18 protein-coding genes are annotated in these 19,316 nt (G+C 66.0%); 13 read left to right on the forward strand and 5 right to left on the reverse strand.

Going from position 1 to position 19,316, the window contains the following annotated elements:
- Positions 1-34: 34 nt before the first annotated feature.
- From QO207_RS29135 to paaY, 5 genes are all read right to left on the reverse strand, one after another.
- The gene (locus QO207_RS29135) at positions 35-1,525 is read right to left on the reverse strand and encodes an aldehyde dehydrogenase family protein (protein ID WP_301535725.1); all 1,491 of its coding nucleotides are present in this window, start codon (positions 1,523-1,525) and stop codon (positions 35-37) included.
- 16 nt (positions 1,526-1,541) lie between these two features.
- Positions 1,542-1,946: a cytochrome c family protein gene (locus tag QO207_RS29140; RefSeq protein WP_301535726.1), complete on the reverse strand. Its 405-nt coding sequence runs from the start codon at positions 1,944-1,946 to the stop codon at positions 1,542-1,544.
- Positions 1,947-2,362: 416 nt separating this feature from the next.
- Entirely contained in the window at positions 2,363-3,280 is a 918-nt protein-coding gene (gene feaR, locus QO207_RS29145) for a transcriptional regulator FeaR (protein ID WP_301535727.1), read from the reverse strand.
- Positions 3,281-3,444: 164 nt separating this feature from the next.
- Positions 3,445-4,368: a phenylacetic acid degradation operon negative regulatory protein PaaX gene (paaX, locus tag QO207_RS29150; RefSeq protein WP_192210683.1), complete on the reverse strand. Its 924-nt coding sequence runs from the start codon at positions 4,366-4,368 to the stop codon at positions 3,445-3,447.
- A gap of 77 nt (positions 4,369-4,445) precedes the next feature.
- Complete coding sequence (gene paaY / locus QO207_RS29155; protein WP_301535728.1) at positions 4,446-5,051, reverse strand: phenylacetic acid degradation protein PaaY; 606 nt, start codon at positions 5,049-5,051, stop codon at positions 4,446-4,448.
- 376 nt (positions 5,052-5,427) lie between these two features.
- Between paaY and paaF the strand changes: the two genes are divergently transcribed.
- The 13 genes from paaF (at position 5,428) to paaZ (ending at position 18,820) form a co-directional block, all read left to right on the forward strand.
- Positions 5,428-6,201: a 2,3-dehydroadipyl-CoA hydratase PaaF gene (gene paaF / locus QO207_RS29160; protein ID WP_301535729.1), complete on the forward strand. Its 774-nt coding sequence runs from the start codon at positions 5,428-5,430 to the stop codon at positions 6,199-6,201.
- Positions 6,202-6,256: 55 nt separating this feature from the next.
- The gene (paaG, locus tag QO207_RS29165) at positions 6,257-7,048 is read left to right on the forward strand and encodes a 2-(1,2-epoxy-1,2-dihydrophenyl)acetyl-CoA isomerase PaaG (RefSeq protein ID WP_301535730.1); all 792 of its coding nucleotides are present in this window, start codon (positions 6,257-6,259) and stop codon (positions 7,046-7,048) included.
- Between the two features lie 3 nt (positions 7,049-7,051).
- Positions 7,052-8,569 (forward strand): 3-hydroxyacyl-CoA dehydrogenase PaaH, encoded by a 1,518-nt coding sequence (gene paaH / locus QO207_RS29170; protein ID WP_301535731.1) that lies wholly within the window; start codon positions 7,052-7,054, stop codon positions 8,567-8,569.
- The gene (paaI, locus tag QO207_RS29175) at positions 8,562-9,002 is read left to right on the forward strand and encodes a hydroxyphenylacetyl-CoA thioesterase PaaI (protein WP_301535732.1); all 441 of its coding nucleotides are present in this window, start codon (positions 8,562-8,564) and stop codon (positions 9,000-9,002) included. The genes paaH and paaI overlap by 8 nt, the downstream gene beginning before the upstream one ends.
- Positions 8,999-10,213: a 3-oxoadipyl-CoA thiolase gene (gene pcaF / locus QO207_RS29180; protein ID WP_301535733.1), complete on the forward strand. Its 1,215-nt coding sequence runs from the start codon at positions 8,999-9,001 to the stop codon at positions 10,211-10,213. The genes paaI and pcaF overlap by 4 nt, the downstream gene beginning before the upstream one ends.
- A 172-nt stretch (positions 10,214-10,385) precedes the next feature.
- Entirely contained in the window at positions 10,386-11,705 is a 1,320-nt protein-coding gene (gene paaK / locus QO207_RS29185) for a phenylacetate--CoA ligase PaaK (protein WP_301535734.1), read from the forward strand.
- A gap of 283 nt (positions 11,706-11,988) precedes the next feature.
- Positions 11,989-12,342 (forward strand): DUF1428 domain-containing protein, encoded by a 354-nt coding sequence (locus tag QO207_RS29190; protein WP_301535735.1) that lies wholly within the window; start codon positions 11,989-11,991, stop codon positions 12,340-12,342.
- A gap of 470 nt (positions 12,343-12,812) precedes the next feature.
- Positions 12,813-13,805: a 1,2-phenylacetyl-CoA epoxidase subunit PaaA gene (gene paaA / locus QO207_RS29195; RefSeq protein ID WP_301535736.1), complete on the forward strand. Its 993-nt coding sequence runs from the start codon at positions 12,813-12,815 to the stop codon at positions 13,803-13,805.
- A 20-nt stretch (positions 13,806-13,825) separates the two neighbouring features.
- Positions 13,826-14,107, forward strand: coding sequence for a 1,2-phenylacetyl-CoA epoxidase subunit PaaB (paaB, locus tag QO207_RS29200; RefSeq protein ID WP_301535737.1), 282 nt, complete (start codon positions 13,826-13,828; stop codon positions 14,105-14,107).
- Between the two features lie 10 nt (positions 14,108-14,117).
- Entirely contained in the window at positions 14,118-14,879 is a 762-nt protein-coding gene (gene paaC, locus QO207_RS29205) for a 1,2-phenylacetyl-CoA epoxidase subunit PaaC (RefSeq protein WP_301535738.1), read from the forward strand.
- Positions 14,866-15,399, forward strand: a complete 534-nt coding sequence (paaD, locus tag QO207_RS29210; protein ID WP_301535739.1) for a 1,2-phenylacetyl-CoA epoxidase subunit PaaD — start codon at positions 14,866-14,868, stop codon at positions 15,397-15,399. The genes paaC and paaD overlap by 14 nt, the downstream gene beginning before the upstream one ends.
- 25 nt (positions 15,400-15,424) lie before the next feature.
- Entirely contained in the window at positions 15,425-16,501 is a 1,077-nt protein-coding gene (paaE, locus tag QO207_RS29215; RefSeq protein ID WP_301535740.1) for a 1,2-phenylacetyl-CoA epoxidase subunit PaaE, read from the forward strand.
- Between the two features lie 267 nt (positions 16,502-16,768).
- Complete coding sequence (gene paaZ / locus QO207_RS29220; protein ID WP_184591621.1) at positions 16,769-18,820, forward strand: phenylacetic acid degradation bifunctional protein PaaZ; 2,052 nt, start codon at positions 16,769-16,771, stop codon at positions 18,818-18,820.
- The last annotated feature ends 496 nt before the right edge of the window (positions 18,821-19,316 follow it).

The raw sequence follows: 19,316 nt of genomic DNA on the forward strand, positions 1-19,316 counted from the left end.
CGCTGCTAAACGAGGGTGTTGCTCTCACTATCAATCAGTGCGCGATGCACACCGACTTGATCTCGGTATAGGCCTCGACCACGGCGCGGCCGAACTCGCGGCCCATGCCCGACTGCTTGACGCCGCCGAAGGGCATGCTCGGGTCGAGCAGCACGTGGGCATTGACCCAGACGGTGCCGGATTCGATGCGCGGGACCATGTTCATCGCCTTGGACAGGTCGTTGGTCCACAGGCTCGCGCCCAGGCCGTATTCGCTGTCGTTGGCCATCTCGATGGCCTGCTCGTCGTCGTCGAACGGCAGCACCGCAAGCACCGGGCCGAACACTTCGTCGCGGGCCACGGCCATCTGCATGGTCACGTCGGCCAGCACGGTGGGCTGCACGTAGAAGCCGCTGCCGCCAACCTGCTCGCCACCGCAGACGATGCGCGCACCCTGCTCGCCGGCACGGGCGATGTGGTCGAGCACACTGCGCTGCTGCTTGGCGGACACCAGCGGGTTGATCTGCGCGGTCGGGTCCATGCCCTCGCCCAGGCTCATGCCGGCGACGGCAGCGGCCAGTTTCTCGACGAACTCGTCGTAGCGCGAACGGTGCACGTAGAAGCGCGAAGCGGCGGCGCAGACCTGGCCGTTGTTCAGCAGGCCGCCCAGCAGCGCGCCCTGCACGGCGTTGTCGATGTTGGCGTCGGCGAGGACGATCATTGGGTTCTTGCCGCCCAGTTCCAGGGCGAAGCGGGTCATGTTCTGCACGGCGGCCAGGCCGACGCTGCGACCCACCGCGGTGGAGCCGGTGAAGGAGACCTTGTTGACCAGCTTGTGGCTGGCCAGACCACCACCGATGCGCGGGCCGTCGCCAGTCACCAGGTTGAACACGCCAGCCGGCACGCCGGCCTCGAAGGCCAGTTCAGCCAGGCGCAGGGCGGTCAGCGGGGTTTCCGAGGCGGGCTTGATCACCACGCTGTTGCCGGTGGCCAGCGCCGGGATCAGCTTCCACACGGCGATCATCAGCGGGAAGTTCCACGGCACGATGCCCGCCACCACGCCGACCGGCTCACGACGGGTATAGGCGGTGAACTTAGCGCCCGGAGGCAGCGGGATCGAGACGTTCAGCGATTGGCCTTCGATCTTGGTCGCCCAGCCGGCCATGTAGCGCATGAACTCGACGGTGGCGCCCACGTCGAGCATGCGCGAAATGTTGATCGACTTGCCCTGGCTGAGGGTTTCCAGCTGGGCCAGTTCCTCGCCGTTGGCTTCCACCAGGTCGGCGAAGCGCAGCAGGATGCGCTCGCGGTCCGCCGGGCGCAGGTCGGCCCAGACGCGGGACTTGTACGATGCGTGGGCGGACTTCACTGCCTGATCGAGCACATCGGTGGTGATGTCGGCGACGCTGGAGATCGCCTGACCGGTGGCCGGGTTCAGCACGTCGGTGCGGGCGCCCTCGGGCACCACCCAGGCGCCATCGATGAAGCAGCCATGCTTGCGCTGCAGGAAGGCCGTGACCTTGGGCAGAGTCTGTGTGACGTTCATGGTCTCTCCTGAAAGATCAGTGCTGCTGGCTCAGCCAGCAGGTGAGCGCCCGCCGCTCGGCCGCGTCGGCCAGGCCTGCGAAGGGCATGTAGGTTCCGGGCACGGCGGCCTGGGGCTGGCTGACGAAGGCGTCGAGGTTGTCGCGCGACCACGCCGCGCCCTTGCCTTTCATTGCCTGGGAATAGCTGAAGCCGGCGAGCGAGCCGGCCATGCGGCCGACCACGCCATGCAGGTTGGGCCCCATCATGCCGGGGCCATCGGCCTTGGCGGTGTGGCAGATCGAGCAGTCGCGGGCGAACACGGTCTGGCCCTGCTGGGCGTCGCTGGCCGGGCAATCGCCGGCGAACGCCAGGACCGGTTGCAGCAGCGCACCGGCCAGCAGCAGGCCGAGGGCGCCGAATCGGAGCTTGTTGCGGGACATCGGAAAATCACCTTCGAGTACAGCTTGCGGCCGGATGGCGCGCGTCATCGAAGGTGATTGTTGCCAGCGGCGCCGGGGCGGGTCTTTTCCTCTGTGCCAGACGTGTTGGCGGGAGTGCCAAGGTGGCGCTCAGGTGACCACGGTCATGGCGGGAAAAGCGTTCGCGAGCAAGCTCGCTCCTACGTTCCCCGGATACGCCACAGCCGCTCTTCGTAGGAGCGAGCTTGCTCGCGAAGCCGGCTGGCGTATGAGCCGGAGGCAGGCAGCATGAGTATCGCTGCGCTCCACACCATCCTACAAAGGAGTCAGTCGGGGATGATGGCGCAGGCGGGCGTCAACGCAGGATGGCGTGGAGCGCAGCGATGCCCATCAATAGGCGGCACAAGGCCGCCGGGTATCGCCGTCCACCGCCAGAATCAATTCGCGTAGCGCTTGCGATACTCGCCTGGCGACACTCCAAAGCGGCCCTTGAAAGCCGTGGAGAAGTAGCTCGAATCGGAGAAACCCCAGGCGTAACCGAGCGCCGACAGCTTCTGCTCGAACTGGGCGTTGCGCAGGGTTTCGGCGCAGAAGTCCAGGCGGCGGTTCTTGATGTACTGCGCCACCACCAGGCCCTTCTTGGCGAACATGCGGTACAGGCCGCGCACCGAGATGCCGACTTCACGGGCGATCAGCTCGGGGCACAGCTCTTCGGCACCGATGTGCTGGTCGATGAAGGCCGCAGCCTTGCGGAACATGCGTTCGTGGTTGTCCTGTTCGGCATCCTGGCTGGCCAGCGCCGGGCGCAGCAGCGTCACCAGGGCGTCCAGGGTCGCCTCGCTTTCCAGCATGCCGAGGCTTTCCTGCTGGCTGGTCTCGACGATCAGGCGGTTGGCGAGCACGGCGATCGGCGAGCTGGCCGGGATCTTCGAGGCGCAGGTCACCTCCGACATGCGCAGGCCGCGCTCGATCACCTGGCGCGGCAGGATCAGCGACAGTTGCCGGGATTCCTCCAGGTAGGTCATGTCGCTGGGCCGGCTGGCGTCGATCAAACTGATGTCGCCGCGCGACAGCTCCACGCGGTTGTCGCCCTGCTCCAGGCGCGAGCGCCCTTCGAGCTGGAACACCGCGTAGTAGTGCCCGCCGGCGCTGGTGCCGACTTCCTTGCTGGTGCGGTACAGATGCACCTGGGCCATGTCGACCACGGAAAGCTTGATCGCACCGCCCTGGTATTCCCTCAACCGTCCATGGAACTGGGGGCCAAGGGTGCGTGCATCAAAACGACCACACGCCTGGTTGACCTGTCCCAGCCACGCCTCGAAAGCGTCATCCCTCAATGTCGATGAAGAATTCATGACCTGCAAAGCCTCACACGCATTGTTTGTTGTTATTCAGCGACGGCCTCCAGGGCCTGTCGTCATCGGTCGCCACGCGCCTTCTCAGGAAGGCTTCGCAGCGCTGTCCCCGCCCTGCAACCGCAGCGTTGCAAGGCGGAGAGCATTTTTCACGCCAACTCCTGTCAGTTCAATCCGCCGAAGCGCTTGTAGAAGCTCTCGCCGACGTCCGGTAGCGGGCCGTCGGCAGTCTCCAGGTTGCGGTTCAGCCAGTCCTCGGCCTTGGCGTGGATCAGTCGGTAGATGTTGCGGCACAGCTGCCGCGCTGCGCGCCCTTCCCAATCGCCCGGCAGCAGTTCGTCGGGCAATTGTGGGTCACGCAGGAGCAGCCGGCGGTATTCGTGGATCAACAAGGTGCGCGCCAGGAAGCAGTCTTCCGGGCGCAGCTGGTCCTGCTCGCGCAGCGCTTGCCAGAGCGGGCGGAACAGCTGGATGAATTCGCTGTAGTGCTCGCCGAGTTCGTCGATCTTCCAGCTCTCACGCACCTGCATGCGCATGGCGCGGGAGGCCAGCACGTCCTGGGCGCGGGTTTCGAAGACGATGCAGTCGTCGGCCACGTCCAGATCCTGCAGGGTCGCCATGACATCGCTGCGGTCGGCGCGCGGACAGGCCATGACAGTCGGCGACAACGCGCCGAAACCTTGCCACTCCAGCTCCTCGCGGACCTGCTTGCGCTTGTCGGCGGCGATCTGCGAGAGCATCACCAGGGTCCAGGAACCGTCCCAGGCCGGCAGGCTGGAGCTGTAGACGCGCTTGAAGGCCTTCTCGAAACGCCGCCGGCCGGTGCCGGTCAGGCTGTAGTAACTGCGCCGGCCGACCTTCTCGGCGGTCAGCCAGTCTTCCTTGGTCAGGCGGAAGATCGAGGTGCGGATCAGCCGCTCGTTGATGCCGAACGGCTCCAGCAGGTTGATCAGGCTACCCAGCCAGACGGTGCCGCCATGGGGTTCGATGGCATCGCCATAAAGGGTGATGATCAGCGAACTGGCGCGGATCGGCGTCTGTTCCTGGAAGCGATTGATCAGCTGATTCAGCGGTGCTAGAGCGGTCATGGCACGTTGCGCAGGCGAAGGAGCGGCGACTATACCTGCCCGCCGCACCGCCTGGCCATTGGAGCGAACCCCAGTACTCATGCGTCCTTCCCTGCCCCTGTCTTGGGCCGGAAACCGGAATCGCCCAGGCGTGGGCGCTCTGCTTCTATCTCCGCCAGCGGCTGGCATTCCACCAGGCTATTGATGCAGCGCCTGGCCAGGGCCTGGTACTCCTCGGTGCCACGGCGCTTCCAGGCGATCTCTTCGTCGCTCAGGCTGCGCTTGATACTGGCCGGCGCGCCCATCACCAGGCTTTGCGACGGGCAATCGAACTTGGCCTTGACGAAGGCGGCAGCTGAAACGATGGAGCGCGCGCCGATCTGCGCGTAATCCATCACCACGGCATTCATGCCCACCAGGGCGTCCTCGCCGATGCGGCAACCGTGCAGTACCGCACCGTGGCCGATGTGGCCGTTGCGCTCGACGACGGTGTCGCTGTCCGGGAACCCGTGCATGACGCAGGTGTCCTGTAGATTCGCGCCCTCTTCGAGGACAATCCGCCCGAAGTCGCCGCGCAAGGCCGCCAGCGGGCCGACATAGCAGCCGGGGCCGACGATGACATCGCCGATCAGCACGGCGGTGGGATGGACATAGGCGGTCGGGTGGACGACCGGGCGCACGCCTTCGAGGCTGTAGCAGGGCATCGGGTTCTCCTGCGGCGCTGCCGGCATCGGGCATCACCGCACAAAGCGATTTGTTCTTTTGTAAATTTTGTATCACATCAAAGCGAAAGCCTCCAATCGAATTCTGTCGTATCACTTCCAGACAAGCCTGAAGACTGAGCAAAAATGCTTATGAAACCAGCAAATACGCCACATAAAGTTCCCTCATAAGCCCCACCAAGTACTCACCAGGTGGCATCGGCAGAAATACTTTAGACACGCGATTCAACTTTTGTAGTTGTTTTCCTGTATCGCTTTAGGCCTATACTGCGGAAAAGCCGGAGACGGGCAGCGCCTGCCTCCCATAATTCCAATACAGCCGGCCCTGCAGCCGCGCGTGCAGCCTGAGGACGATGTCATGCCTCGCACCCTTGCCGTTCAGATGCCTGAAGCGGGCGTCCGCCTGATCACCCTGCAGCGCCCCGAGGCGCTCAATGCCCTGAACACCGAACTGCTCGGTGAACTGGCCGCCGAACTCGACGCCGCCGAGCAGGACAGCGAAACCCGCGCCGTGGTGCTGACCGGCAGCCGCAAGGCGTTCGCCGCCGGCGCCGACATCAAGGAGATGGCCGAGCGCGACCTGGTCGGCATCCTCAATGACCCGCGCGTCGGCTACTGGCAGCGCATCGCCGCCTTCTCCAAACCACTGATCGCCGCCGTCAACGGCTTCGCCCTGGGCGGCGGCTGCGAGCTGGCGATGCACGCCGACATCCTCGTGGCCGGCGAAGACGCCCGCTTCGGCCAGCCGGAAATCAACCTCGGCATCATGCCCGGTGCCGGCGGCACCCAGCGCCTGCTGCGCGCCGTGGGCAAGCCGCTGGCGATGCAGATGGTGCTCACCGGCGAGGCCGTCGACGCCCGTCACGCCCAGCGTGCCGGCCTGGTGAGCGAAGTCACCCAACCCGAATTCACCGTCGAGCGCGCCCTGCAAATCGCCCGCAGCATTGCCGCCAAGGCGCCGCTGGCCGTGCGTCTGGCCAAGGAAGCGCTGCTCAAGGCCCAGGACACCGACCTGGCCAGCGGCCTGCGCTTCGAACGCCACGCCTTCACCCTGCTGGCCGGCACTGCCGACCGCGACGAAGGCATCCGTGCCTTCCAGGAAAAGCGCAAACCCGTCTACCAGGGCTGCTGAGCCCATCCCCTTTCGTTCTGGCAACAACCAGCCTATTGATGGAGCGAACCCGCCCATGAACTTCGAGCACATCCTGTTTTCCATCGAGGACGGCGTCGCCCTCCTCAGCCTGAACCGCCCGGAGCAGCTCAACAGCTTCAACGCCGCCATGCATGGCGAAGTGCGCGAGGCGCTCAAGCAGGTCCGGCAGAACCCGGAAGCCCGCGTCCTGCTGCTGACCGGCGAAGGCCGCGGCTTCTGTGCAGGGCAAGACCTGTCCGACCGCAACGTCGCCCCCGGCGCCGAAGTGCCGGACCTGGGCCAGTCCATCGAACAGTTCTACAACCCGCTGATCCGCACCCTGCGCGACCTGCCGCTGCCGGTCATCTGCGCAGTCAACGGCGTGGCCGCCGGCGCCGGCGCAAACATCCCGCTGGCCTGCGACCTGGTACTGGCGGCGCGCTCGGCAAGCTTCATCCAGGCCTTCTGCAAGATTGGCCTGATCCCCGATTCCGGCGGCACCTGGACGCTGCCGCGACTGGTCGGCGTGGCCCGCGCCAAGGCCCTCGCGCTGCTGGGCAATCGCCTGACGGCCGAGCAGGCCGAGCAATGGGGGCTGATCTACCAGGTGGTGGATGACGCCAACCTCCGCGAAGAAGCCCTCAAACTCGCCCGCCACCTGGCCACCCAGCCGACCTACGGCCTGGCGCTGATCAAGCGCAGCCTCAACGCCAGCCTGAACAACAGCTTCGACGAGCAGCTGGAGCTGGAGCGCGACCTGCAGCGCCTGGCCGGCCGCAGCGAGGACTACCGCGAGGGCGTTGCCGCCTTCATGGAAAAACGCACCCCCAGCTTCAAGGGCCGCTGATCCATGAGCGCACTTTCGAAAGACGCAAAAGTCTCGGTGATCGGCGCCGGCGCCATGGGTGCCGGTATCGCCCAGGTCGCCGCGCAAGCCGGCCACCCGGTGAAGCTCTACGACAACCGCCCAGGCGCCGCCGCCCAGGCTATCGACGGCATCGACCGCCAGCTCGGCCGTCTGGTGGAGAAAGGCAAGCTCGACGCCGCCGCCCGCAGCGCCATCGTCGCCCGCCTGCAACCGGTGGAAGCCATCGAGGCGCTGGCTGATTCGCAACTGGTGATCGAGGCCATCGTCGAGAACCTGGAGGTCAAGCGCAGCCTGTTCCAGCAGCTGGAAGCGCTGTGCGCCGAGGACTGCATCCTGGCCAGCAACACCTCGTCGCTGTCCATCACCAGCCTGGCCGCCGGCCTCAAACGCCCGCAACAAGTGGTCGGCATGCACTTCTTCAACCCGGCGCCGCTGATGGCGCTGGTGGAAGTCGTCTCCGGCCTCGCCACCGATCCGGCGCTGGCCGACAGCCTGTATGCCACCTCGCTGGCCTGGGGCAAGAAGCCGGTTCACACCAGATCCACACCGGGCTTCATCGTCAACCGCGTGGCGCGCCCCTTCTATGCCGAAAGCCTGCGCCTGCTGCAGGAAGGCGCCGCTGATTGCGCGACGCTGGATGCACTGATGCGCGATGCCGGCGGCTTCCGCATGGGCGCCTTCGAGCTGACCGACCTGATCGGCCACGACGTCAACTACGCCGTCACCTGCTCGGTGTTCGCCGCCTACTACGGCGACTTCCGTTTCCAGCCCTCGCTGATCCAGAAGGAGCTGGTGGACGCCGGTCGTTTCGGCCGCAAGAGTGGCCGGGGCTTCTACGACTACGCCGAAGGCGCCGAGCGCCCGCAGCCGGCAAGCCTGAGCAGCAGCGCCAACGTCAGCTCCTGCGTAGTGGAAGGCGACCTGGGCGTCGCCCAGCCGCTGCTGCAGCGCCTGAAGGATGCCGGCATCGAGATCACCCAGCGCGCCGGCAGCGGTCTGCTGCGGGTCGGTGATGCGGTGATCGCCCTCTCCGACGGCCGCCTGGCCAGCCAGCGCGTGAAGGAAGATGGCCTGCGCAACCTTGTGTTGATCGACCTTGCCCTGGATTACAGCAAGGCCTCGCGCCTGGGTATTTCCGCCTCGGCGGACACCACGCCAGCTGCGCTGGATCAGGTCGTCGCCCTACTCGCCAAGGCCGGCATCGTCGCCAGCCGCATCAGTGACACGCCCGGCCTCGCCGTGCTGCGCACCGTCGCCATGCTCGCCAACGAAGGCGCCGACGCGGTGCTGCAAGGCGTGGGCAGCGCGGGTGATATCGACCTCGCCATGCGTGCCGGCGTGAACTACCCGCAGGGCCCGCTGGCCTGGGCCGGGCAGATCGGCATCGGCAATGTGCTGCGCGTGCTGGACAACCTGCAGGCCGCCTACGGCGAGGACCGCTATCGCCCGTCCCTGCTGCTGCGCCGCCTGCATGCTGAAGGAAGGAGCTTCCATGACTGACGCCACCCAACTGGCCCGCGACTGCGCCGAAGCCATGTACGAGCGCGACCAGGCCACCCGCCGCATGGGCATCCAGCTGCTGGATGCCGGCCCGGGTAGTTCGAAGCTGTCGATGCGCGTCCGCGAGGACATGATCCAGGGCCACGGCACCTGCCACGGCGGCTACCTGTTCGCCCTCGCCGACTCGGCGTTTGCCTTCGCCTGCAACAGCTACAACGACGCCACCGTCGCTATCGGCTGCAGCATCGATTACGTGGCGCCGGCCCGCGAAGGCGACGAGCTGATCGCCAGCGCCTTCGAACAGAGCCGCAGCGGCCGCACCGGCAACTACGACGTGCGCATCGAGAATTCCCAGGGCCAGCTGATCGCCCTGTTCCACGGCAAATCCTACAAAGTGCGCGGCACCGTGCTGGCGCAGGAGACCTCCGAATGAGCGATATGACCGACGCCCTGATCATCGACGCCGTGCGCACGCCCATCGGCCGTTACGCCGGCGCCCTCTCCGGCGTGCGCGCCGACGACCTCGCGGCGATCCCGATGAAGGCCCTGATGCAGCGCCACCCGGAGCTGGACTGGAGCGCCATCGATGATGTGATCTTCGGCTGCGCCAACCAGGCTGGCGAAGACAACCGCAACGTCGCCCACATGGCCTCGCTGCTGGCCGGCCTGCCGGTGAGCGTTCCCGGCACCACACTGAATCGCCTGTGCGGCTCGGGCCTGGATGCCGTCGGCAGCGCCGCGCGCGCCCTGCGCTGCAATGAAGCCGGGCTGATGCTGGCTGGCGGCGTGGAATCCATGTCCCGCGCGCCCTTCGTGATGGGCAAGTCCGAGCAGGCTTTTGGCCGCAGCGCGGAAATCTTCGACACCACCATCGGCTGGCGCTTCGTCAACAAACTGATGAAGCAGCAGTTCGGCATCGACTCCATGCCGGAGACCGCGGAGAACGTCGCCGAGCAGTTCAATATCAGCCGCGCCGACCAGGACGCCTTCGCCCTGCGCAGCCAGCACAAGGCCGCTGCCGCGCAAGCCAACGGCCGCCTGGCGAAGGAAATCGTCCCGGTGGAAATCCCCCAGCGCAAAGGCCCAGCCAAAGTTGTCGAGCAGGATGAACACCCGCGTGGCGACACCGCCCTGGAGCAACTGGCCAAGCTCGGCACGCCGTTCCGCGAAGGCGGCAGCATCACTGCCGGCAACGCCTCGGGCGTCAACGACGGCGCCTGCGCCCTGCTGATGGCGACCCCGGCCGCCGCCGCACGCCACGGCCTGAAGGCCCGCGCCCGCGTGGTGGCCATGGCTACCGCTGGCGTCGAGCCGCGGATCATGGGCATCGGCCCGGTACCGGCGACCCGCAAGGTGCTGGAACTGGCCGGCCTGTCGCTGGCCGAGATAGACGTGATCGAACTGAACGAAGCCTTCGCCGCCCAGGGCCTCGCCGTGCTGCGCGAGCTGGGCCTGGCGGACGACGACGCGCGGGTGAACCCCAACGGCGGCGCCATCGCCCTCGGCCATCCGCTGGGCATGAGCGGCGCGCGCCTGGTGACCACCGCCCTGCATGAACTGGAGGAACGCGGTGGCCGCTACGCGCTGTGCACCATGTGCATCGGCGTCGGCCAGGGCATCGCCCTGATCATCGAGCGAATCTGATCCATCGGCGGGATCGAACCCCGCACCGCCAGTCGCCTCCGTGCAGCGACTGGCAGGCAGAGCAAAGTCTCTGGCAGGGGTTCGAATCCTTCCGCGAACGGGGGCGGTATGCTGCTCCCATGACACTCGCAGCCCTCACCGGCTGGCGTACAAGAACAAATCGAGTGAACCCATGAACATGTACCATGATGCCGAACGTGCCCTGCTTGACCCGATGGAAACCGCCAGTGTCGACGAGCTGCGCCAGCACCAGCTGGAGCGCCTGCGCTGGAGCCTCAAGCACGCCCACGACAACGTCCCGCTGTACCAGAAGCGCTTCGCCGAAGCCGGCGTACACCCGGACGACCTGACCTCGCTCGACGATCTCGCCAAGTTCCCCTTCACCGGCAAGACCGACCTGCGCGACAACTACCCCTACGGCATGTTCGCCGTGCCGCAGCAGGAAATCGTGCGCCTGCACGCCTCCAGCGGCACCACCGGCAAACCCACCGTGGTCGGCTACACGCAGAACGACATCGACACCTGGGCCAACGTGGTTGCCCGCTCCATCCGCGCCGCCGGCGGCCGCAAGGGTGACAAGGTGCATGTGTCCTACGGCTACGGTCTGTTCACCGGCGGCCTGGGCGCGCATTACGGCGCCGAGCGCCTGGGTTGCACGGTGATCCCGATGTCCGGCGGCCAGACCGAGAAGCAGGTCCAGCTGATCCGCGACTTCCAGCCGGACATCATCATGGTCACCCCGTCCTACATGCTCAACATCGCCGACGAGATCGAGCGCCAGGGCGTCGACCCGCACAGCCTCAAGCTGCGCCTGGGCATCTTCGGCGCCGAACCCTGGACCGCCGAGCTGCGCCGCGCCGTCGAGGAGCGCATGGGCATCACCGCGCTGGACATCTACGGCCTCTCGGAAATCATGGGCCCGGGCGTGGCCATGGAGTGCGCCGAGACCAAGGACGGCCCGACCGTCTGGGAAGACCACTTCTACCCCGAGATCATCGACCCGGCGACCGGTGCCGTGCTGCCCGACGGCGAATACGGCGAGCTGGTGTTCACCTCGCTGTCCAAGGAAGCGCTGCCGATGATCCGCTACCGCACCCGCGACCTGACCCGCCTGCTGCCGGGCACCGCGCGGCCGATGCGGCGCATCGACAAGATCACCGGGCGCAGCGACGACATGCTGATCATCCGCGGCGTCAACGTCTTCCCGACCCAGGTCGAGGAGCAGGTGCTGAAGATCAAGCAGCTCGCCGAGTGCTACGAGATCCACCTGCACCGCAACGGCAACCTCGATTGCATCGACATCCACGTCGAACTGCGCCACGACCTGCAGGGCCTCTCGGCGGACGAGCAGAAGGCCATCGGCAGCGAACTGAGCAAGCAGGTCAAGACCCACATCGGCGTCAGCGCCCGTGTGCTGGTGCAGCCTTCGCACAGCCTGAAGCGCTCGGAAGGCAAGGCCTGCCACGTCTACGATAACCGGCCGAAGGGCTGAGCGTTGGCATGATTGAAAAGCCCCGCTTCGGCGGGGCTTTTGTTTTTGCACTCTTCGTAGGAGCGGATTCATCCGCGATGGTATCCGGCGCGAAGCGGGGCCAATCGCGGACGGAGTCCGCTCCTACGCCGCGCCGTAAGCCGTACAACCGCGAACGGTTGTGCGCCCTGCAACGACCGCCCGTCACCCCGTCTTCCTTGCTGTCGATCTCCCACCCCGCCCTTCGACTAATCCTCAAAGGCAGGCGGCATCCGGCCGTCTGCCCATCCGCAGGAGATGAACGATGAACTATGTCGATGGCTTCCTCGTCCCGGTGCCCACCGCCAGCAAAGAACGCTACATAGCGGTGGCGCGCAAGGCGGCGGCAATGTTCAAGGAGTACGGCGCGCTGGGCGTCGTGGAGTGCTGGGGCAACGACGTGCCCGACGGCAAGGTGACCTCCTTCCCCATGGCGGTGAAGCTCAAGGAGGACGAAACCGTGGTGTTCTCCTGGATCACCTGGCCGAGCAAGGAGGTGCGTGACGCGGGCATGAAGAAGTTCATGGAAGACCCGCGCATGAAGACCGAATTCAGCGAGATGCCCTTCGACGGCCAACGCATGATCTTCGGTGGCTTCGAGACCATCGTCCAGGCCTGAGCGCAGGCAACCAGCAGGTCGCGAACAGAGCCCCTCTCACGCGGCAAGTCCATGCGTAGGAGCGGACTCTGTCCGCGATCGCTCCCAACCAGTGCCGACGCATCAGCAAAGTGCCGTTCGCGAGCCAGCTCGCTCCTACAGAAGCCTGCAATTCCTCCGCAATAAACCAATCGCTAATGCGAATATCCGTATCACGTCAGCATTTTAAAAGCATAGGACGACGACCGGACGACGTCGTACCTGACCGCCTCAGATAAACCACATACCATCTATTTTCGGTACATATCGCCGAACTAAATGCCCTATTCGCCGCTTTCTCAGCTTGCGCGACACCGCAAAAACCCGCCAAAGCGATACCAAAATCAATTACGACACATCATTTAGTGTTAGACATTCATTTCTGTATCATTTAAAAATACAGCCATGGCCAAGGCCGTCCCACGAACAAGACAAAAGGCTGGAGACACAGCATGTACGCACAACTGGTTGAGACCGGCGTGAAGCGCATCAAGGCGCTGGAGGAGATGTCCCCCGAGGAACGCGCCTTCCAGGAAAAGATCGATGCCGAGGTGAAGATCGAGGCGAAGAACTGGATGCCCGACGCCTACCGCCAGACGCTGATCCGGCAGATTTCCCAGCACGCCCACTCCGAGATCGTCGGCATGCTGCCCGAGGGCAACTGGGTGACCCGTGCACCGACCCTGAAGCGCAAGCTGCAGCTGATGGCGAAGATCCAGGACGAAGCCGGCCACGGCCTCTACCTCTACAGCGCCATGGAAACCCTGGGCGCCGACCGTGACACCGAGATCGCCAAGCTGCATTCGGGCAAGGCCAAGTACTCGAGCATCTTCAACTACCCGACGCTGAACTGGGCCGACATGGGCGCGGTGGGCTGGCTGGTGGATGGCGCCGCCATCGTCAACCAGGTGGTGCTCCAGCGCACCTCCTACGGCCCCTACTCCCGCGCGATGATCCGCATCTGCAAGGAAGAGAGCTTCCATCAGCGCCAGGGCTACGAAATCCTCCTGACCATGATGCGCCACGGCAACCAGGCGCAGAAGGACATGGTCCAGGACGCCATCAACCGCCTCTGGTGGCCGTCGCTGATGATGTTCGGCCCGAGCGACGCCGACTCCCCCAACAGCGCCCAGTCCATGGCCTGGAAGATCAAGCGGCAGAGCAACGACGAGCTGCGCCAGCGCTTCGTCGACCAGACCGTGCCACAGCTCGAACTGCTCGGCTGTACCGCCCCGGACCCGCACCTGAAATGGAACGAGGAACGCGGCCACTACGACTTCGGCGACATCCAGTGGGAAGAGTTCTACGAAGTGCTCAAGGGCAACGGCCCGTGCAACACCGAGCGCGTCGCCACCCGCCGCAAGGCCATCGAAGACGGCGCCTGGGTTCGCGAAGCCGCGGTCGCCTACGCCCGCAAACAACAACAGAAACGCGACGCCGCCTGAGCCGCGAGGAGAGAGAAGTCATGTCCGAGTGGACCCTTTTTGAAGTGTTCGTACGCAGCAAGCACGGGCTCAATCACAAGCACGTCGGCAGCGTCCACGCCGCCGATGCCGCCATGGCCATCGAGAACGCCCGCGAGCTGTATMCCCGCCGCAACGAAGGCGTGAGCCTGTGGGTCGTGCCCTCCGCGCTGATCACCGCCTCCTCCCCCGACGAGAAGGACCCGCTGTTCGACCCGTCGCAGGACAAGGTCTACCGCCACGCCAGCTTCTACGAGCTGCCGCCCGAAGTCGGCCACATGTGAGACGCGTGCGATGAACCCGAACAACGACAAGATCGAATACCTGCTGCGCCTCGCCGACAGCGCCCTGATCCAGGGCCAGCGCCTGTGCGAATGGTGCGGCCACGCCCCGGCGCTGGAAGAAGAACTGGCGCTGATGAATGTCGGCCTCGACCTCGTGGGCCAGGCGCGCAACTGGTACGAGTACGCCGTGGAACTGCTGGACGACGGCCGCGACGCCGACGCCCTGGCCTTCCGCCGCGATGAGCGGGCCTTCCGCAACCTGCTGCTGGTGGAGCAGCCCAACGGCGACTTCGCCGTGACCATCACCAAGCAGTTCCTCTATGACGCCTGGCACTTCCACGTGCTGCACGCCCTGAGTTCCTCCAGCGACGAGCGCATCGCCGCCATCGCTGCCAAGGGCCTGAAGGAAGTCACCTACCACCTGCGCCGCTCCGGCGAGTGGATGCAGCGCCTGGGCGACGGCACCGAGCAGAGCCATGCGCGCATGCTCGCGGCGATCCCGCAGGTGTGGCGCTTTACCGTCGAACTGTGCAATGCCGACGAGATCGAGCAGCGCCTGTTCGCCGAAGGCGTCGCGCCGAACCCGGAAGAGCTCGCCGCCGCCTGGAAGGCCAAGGTCGCCGACATCTTCGCCGCCGCGACCCTGCCGCTGCCCGAGCCTGCGGTGAACTTCTACCTCAGCGGTCGCCGCGGCGTGCACACCGAGCACTTGGGCATCCTCCTGGCCGAGATGCAGTTCCTCCAGCGGGCCTACCCCGATGCGACCTGGTGAGCTGATTACCAGCGACCGCGGCGCGCGCGCCGGCACGGCTGACGATCTCAGCCGCGCCTGGAACGTGCTCGGCGCGGTGATGGACCCGGAAGTGCCGGTGGTCAGCGTCGTCGACCTGGGCATCGTCCGCGGGCTCGACTGGCAGGACGGGCATCTGCACGTGGTGATCACCCCCACCTACTCCGGCTGCCCGGCCACCGAGGTCATCGAGCAGGACATCCAGCACGCCCTGGAGCACGCCGGCTTCGCCGCGCCGCAACTGGAACGCCGGCTGAACCCGGCCTGGACCACCGACTGGATCAGCGACAGCGGCCGCGAAGCGCTGCGCGTCTACGGCATCGCCCCGCCGGCCGGCAGCACCAGCAAGCGCAGCCTGCTCGGCGAAAGCCCGGAAGTCTGCTGCCCGCAGTGCGGCAGCGCGCACACCGAGCTGCTCAGCGAGTTCGGCTCGACCGCCTGCAAGGCGCTGTACCGCTGCGTCGACTGCCGCGAACCGTTCGACTACTTCAAGTGCATCTGAGCGGCGCCGCCGCCGGAGAAGAACAATGAGCAAGTTCCACAGCCTGAAAATCAAGGAAGTGCGCGCGGAAACCCGCGACGCCGTGTCCATCGCCTTCGACGTCCCGGCGGACCTGACCGACAGCTTCCGCTTCCAGCACGGCCAGCACCTGGTCATGCGCACCCAGCTCGACGGCGAGGAAGTGCGCCGCTCCTACTCCATCTGCAGCGGCGTCAACGATGGCGAACTGCGCGTGGCGATCAAGCGCGTGCCGGGCGGACGTTTCTCCGCCTATGCCAACGAAGCACTGAAGGTCGGCGCCAGCCTGGAAGTCATGCCGCCAGCCGGCCACTTCAACGTTGAACTGGACCCGGCGCGCCACGGCAGCTACCTGGCAGTCGCCGCCGGCAGCGGCATCACGCCGATCCTGTCGATCGTCAAGACCACCCTGGAAACCGAGCCGAACAGTCGCGTCACCCTGCTCTACGGCAACCGCTCCAGCAACGCCGCGATGTTCCGCGAGCAGCTCGAAGACCTGAAGAACCGCTACCTGCAGCGCCTCAACCTGATCTTCGTTTTCAGCCGCGAACAGCAGGACGTGGACCTCTACAACGGCCGCATCGACGCCGACAAGTGCGGCCAGCTGTTCAGCCGCTGGCTCGACGTGAAGAGCCTCGACGCCGCCTTCATCTGCGGCCCGCAGGCGATGACCGAGACCGTTCGCGACCAGCTCAAGGGCAACGGCATGCCGGCCGAACGCATCCACTTCGAACTGTTCGCCGCTGCCGGCAGCAATGAGAAGCGCGAAGCCCGCCAGGCCGCCGCCGTCACCGACAGCGCGAAGAGCCGGATCACCGTGATCAGCGATGGCCGCGAGCTGTCCTTCGAGCTGGCCCGCAACAGCGTCAGCGTGCTCGACGCCGGCAACGAACAAGGCGCCGAACTGCCCTACTCCTGCAAGGCCGGCGTGTGCTCGACCTGCAAGTGCAAGGTGGTTTCCGGCGAGGTGGAGATGGACAGCAACTTCGCCCTGGAAGACTACGAAGTGGCGGCCGGCTACGTGCTGAGCTGCCAGGCGTATCCGATCAGCGACAGCGTGGTGCTCGATTTCGACCAGCTCTGATTTCGCTTTTCGCTTCTCGTAGGAGCGAGCTTGCTCGCGAACCGCATTCTGCCTCGGCCTCTCCGTGCGCAGAAGGACTCCGTCCGCGATCGGCCCCGCCCCACGACGAATCATTCATGTTCCACCGCCGACGACCCACAAGGCCCCGGCGGACCCTATCCGGCGGCCCCGCCCCGCCACTTTATAAAGTACCGCCAACGCCCACCCGGCGCGGCGGTCACCGGCACCAGCCGGCCCCCTTGCGTAGCGATCCGGAGGAAGACAACCATGGCCCAAGAGCCAATCCTGCAAAGTTTCATCGGCGGCCGCTGGGTCGGCCAGCACGGCGCCCAGGCGCTGCGTAGCGCGCTCAACGGCCAGACCGTGGCACGCACCCACGAAGAGGCGCTGGACTTCGCCGAAGCCGTCGCCCATGCCCGCGAGCAGGGCCTGAAAGAACTGATGTCCATGGACTTCCAGCAGCGCGCCCAGCGCCTGAAGGCCCTGGCGCTGTACCTGACCGAGCGCAAGGAACAGCTCTACGAGATTTCCCGCCACAGCGGCGCCACCCGCGCCGACAGCTGGATCGACATCGAAGGTGGCGCCGGCACCCTGTTCGCCTACGCCGGTGTCGGCGGCCGTGAGCTGCCGTCAGGCAACGTCGTCCATGAAGGCCCGGCCATCCCGCTGGGCAAGACCGGCAAGTTCGCCGGCAGCCACATCCTGGTGCCGCGCGGCGGCATCGCCGTGCACATCAACGCCTTCAACTTCCCCATCTGGGGGATGCTGGAGAAGTTCGCGCCGAGCTTCCTCGCCGGCATGCCGTGCATCGTCAAACCGGCCACCGCCACCAGCTACATCACCGAAGCCGCGGTGCGCGTGATGCACGAGTCCGGCCTGCTGCCGGCCGGCAGCCTGCAGCTGATCATCGGCGGCACCGGCGACCTGCTGGACCGCCTGCAGGGCCAGGACGTGGTGACTTTCACCGGTTCGGCCGACACCGCCGCCAAGCTGCGCGTGAACCCCAACCTGATCCGCAACTCGGTGCCGTTCAATGCCGAGGCCGACTCGCTGAACTGCGCCATCCTCGCCCCGGACGTCACCCCGGACGACGAAGAGTTCGACCTCTTCGTCAAGGAAGTGGCCCGCGAGATGACCGCCAAGGCCGGGCAGAAATGCACCGCCATCCGCCGCGCCATCGTTCCCGCCAAGCACATCGACGCCGTGGCCGAGCGCCTGCGTGAGCGCCTCGCCAAGGTGGTGGTCGGTGATCCGTCAGTGGAAGGTGTGAAGATGGGCGCCCTGGCCTCCCACGCCCAGCAGTCCGACGTCGCCGAGCGCGTCGAAGCACTGTTGAAGTCCAGCGAGCTGGTTTTCGGCGCCAAGGATGGCTTCGCCCCGCGTGGCGATGGTGTCAGCGAAGGCGCGTTCTTCGCACCGACCCTGCTGCGCAGCCGTGACCCGCACGCCGAAGGCGGCGCCCACGACATCGAGGCCTTCGGCCCGGTGAGCACCCTGATGGCCTACGACGACATCGACGAAGCCATCGCCCTCGCCGCCCGCGGCAAGGGCAGCCTGGTGGCGAGCCTGATCACCCGCGATCCGCAGGTAGCCGCCAAGGTCGTCCCGGCCATGGGCGCACTGCACGGCCGCCTGCACATCCTCGACCGCGAATCCGCCGCCGAATCCACCGGCCACGGCTCGCCGCTGCCGGTGCTCAAGCACGGCGGCCCGGGTCGCGCCGGTGGTGGCGAAGAACTGGGCGGCCTGCGCGCGGTGAAGCACTACCTGCAACGCACCGCAGTACAAGGCTCGCCGAGCATGCTGATGGCCGTCACCGGCGAATACGTGCGCGGCGCCAAGGTCTACGAGACCGAGGTGCATCCGTTCCGCCGCTACTTCGACGAGCTGAAGATCGGCGAATCGCTGCTGACCCACCGCCGCACCGTCACCGAAGCCGACCTGGTCAACTTCGGCTGCCTGTCGGGCGACCACTTCTACATGCACTTCGACGAACTGGCGGCGAAGGACTCGCAGTTCGGCAAGCGCATAGCCCACGGCTACTTCGTGCTCTCGGCGGCCGCCGGCCTGTTCGTCTCCCCCGGCGTCGGCCCGGTGCTGGCCAACTACGGCCTGGACACCCTGCGCTTCATCAATCCGGTGGGCATCGGCGACACCATCCAGGCACGCCTGACCTGCAAGCGCAAGATCGACCAGGGCAAGAAGAGCCCCAAGGGCGAGCCGCAGGGCGTGGTGGCCTGGGACGTGGAAGTCACCAACCAGCTCGGCGAGCTGGTGGCCAGCTACGACATCCTTACCCTGGTGCTCAAGCGCGCTTGATGTGCTGATTTGAGCGACTCCGGCGTCATCTTCGACCGGCCTTCGGGCCGGTTTTTTTATGCCTGCGATTGTAAGAACGGGGCTCGTCCGTGTTGCTCTTGCTTGAGGTTGGGTGTTCCGCGCCGCTTCGGTGTACGCGCGGATTCCGTGTTTCGCCCCCTCGGGCGACCTACTTTGCCAAACGACGCAAAGTAGGCAAAGGTCTCGCCCCTGCCATCCGGCTTTTCGCTTCGCGAAAAGTACCCTCGGTTCCTCGGAGTTCCTGTAGCGCCGCGCGCTTTTTGGCGCGGATTTGCGCCGGTTTTGACGCGCCGAGCTGATGCGGAGCGCGCCAAAACAAGGGCAGAACTGACCGGCTACAGGGTATAGGTCCGCGCTTCCAGGGAGCCCCATGTTGGGGCGCTCGCCACTGTCAGCGCATCCGTCCAACTGGCGTTGTCGTCGGAATACTGAATCTTGAAGGTCTTGGGGCCTTGCCCGGTGAAGGAACGGGCCT

It is taken from the genome of Pseudomonas sp. CAN1, assembly GCF_030462585.1.
Classification (GTDB): domain Bacteria; phylum Pseudomonadota; class Gammaproteobacteria; order Pseudomonadales; family Pseudomonadaceae; genus Pseudomonas.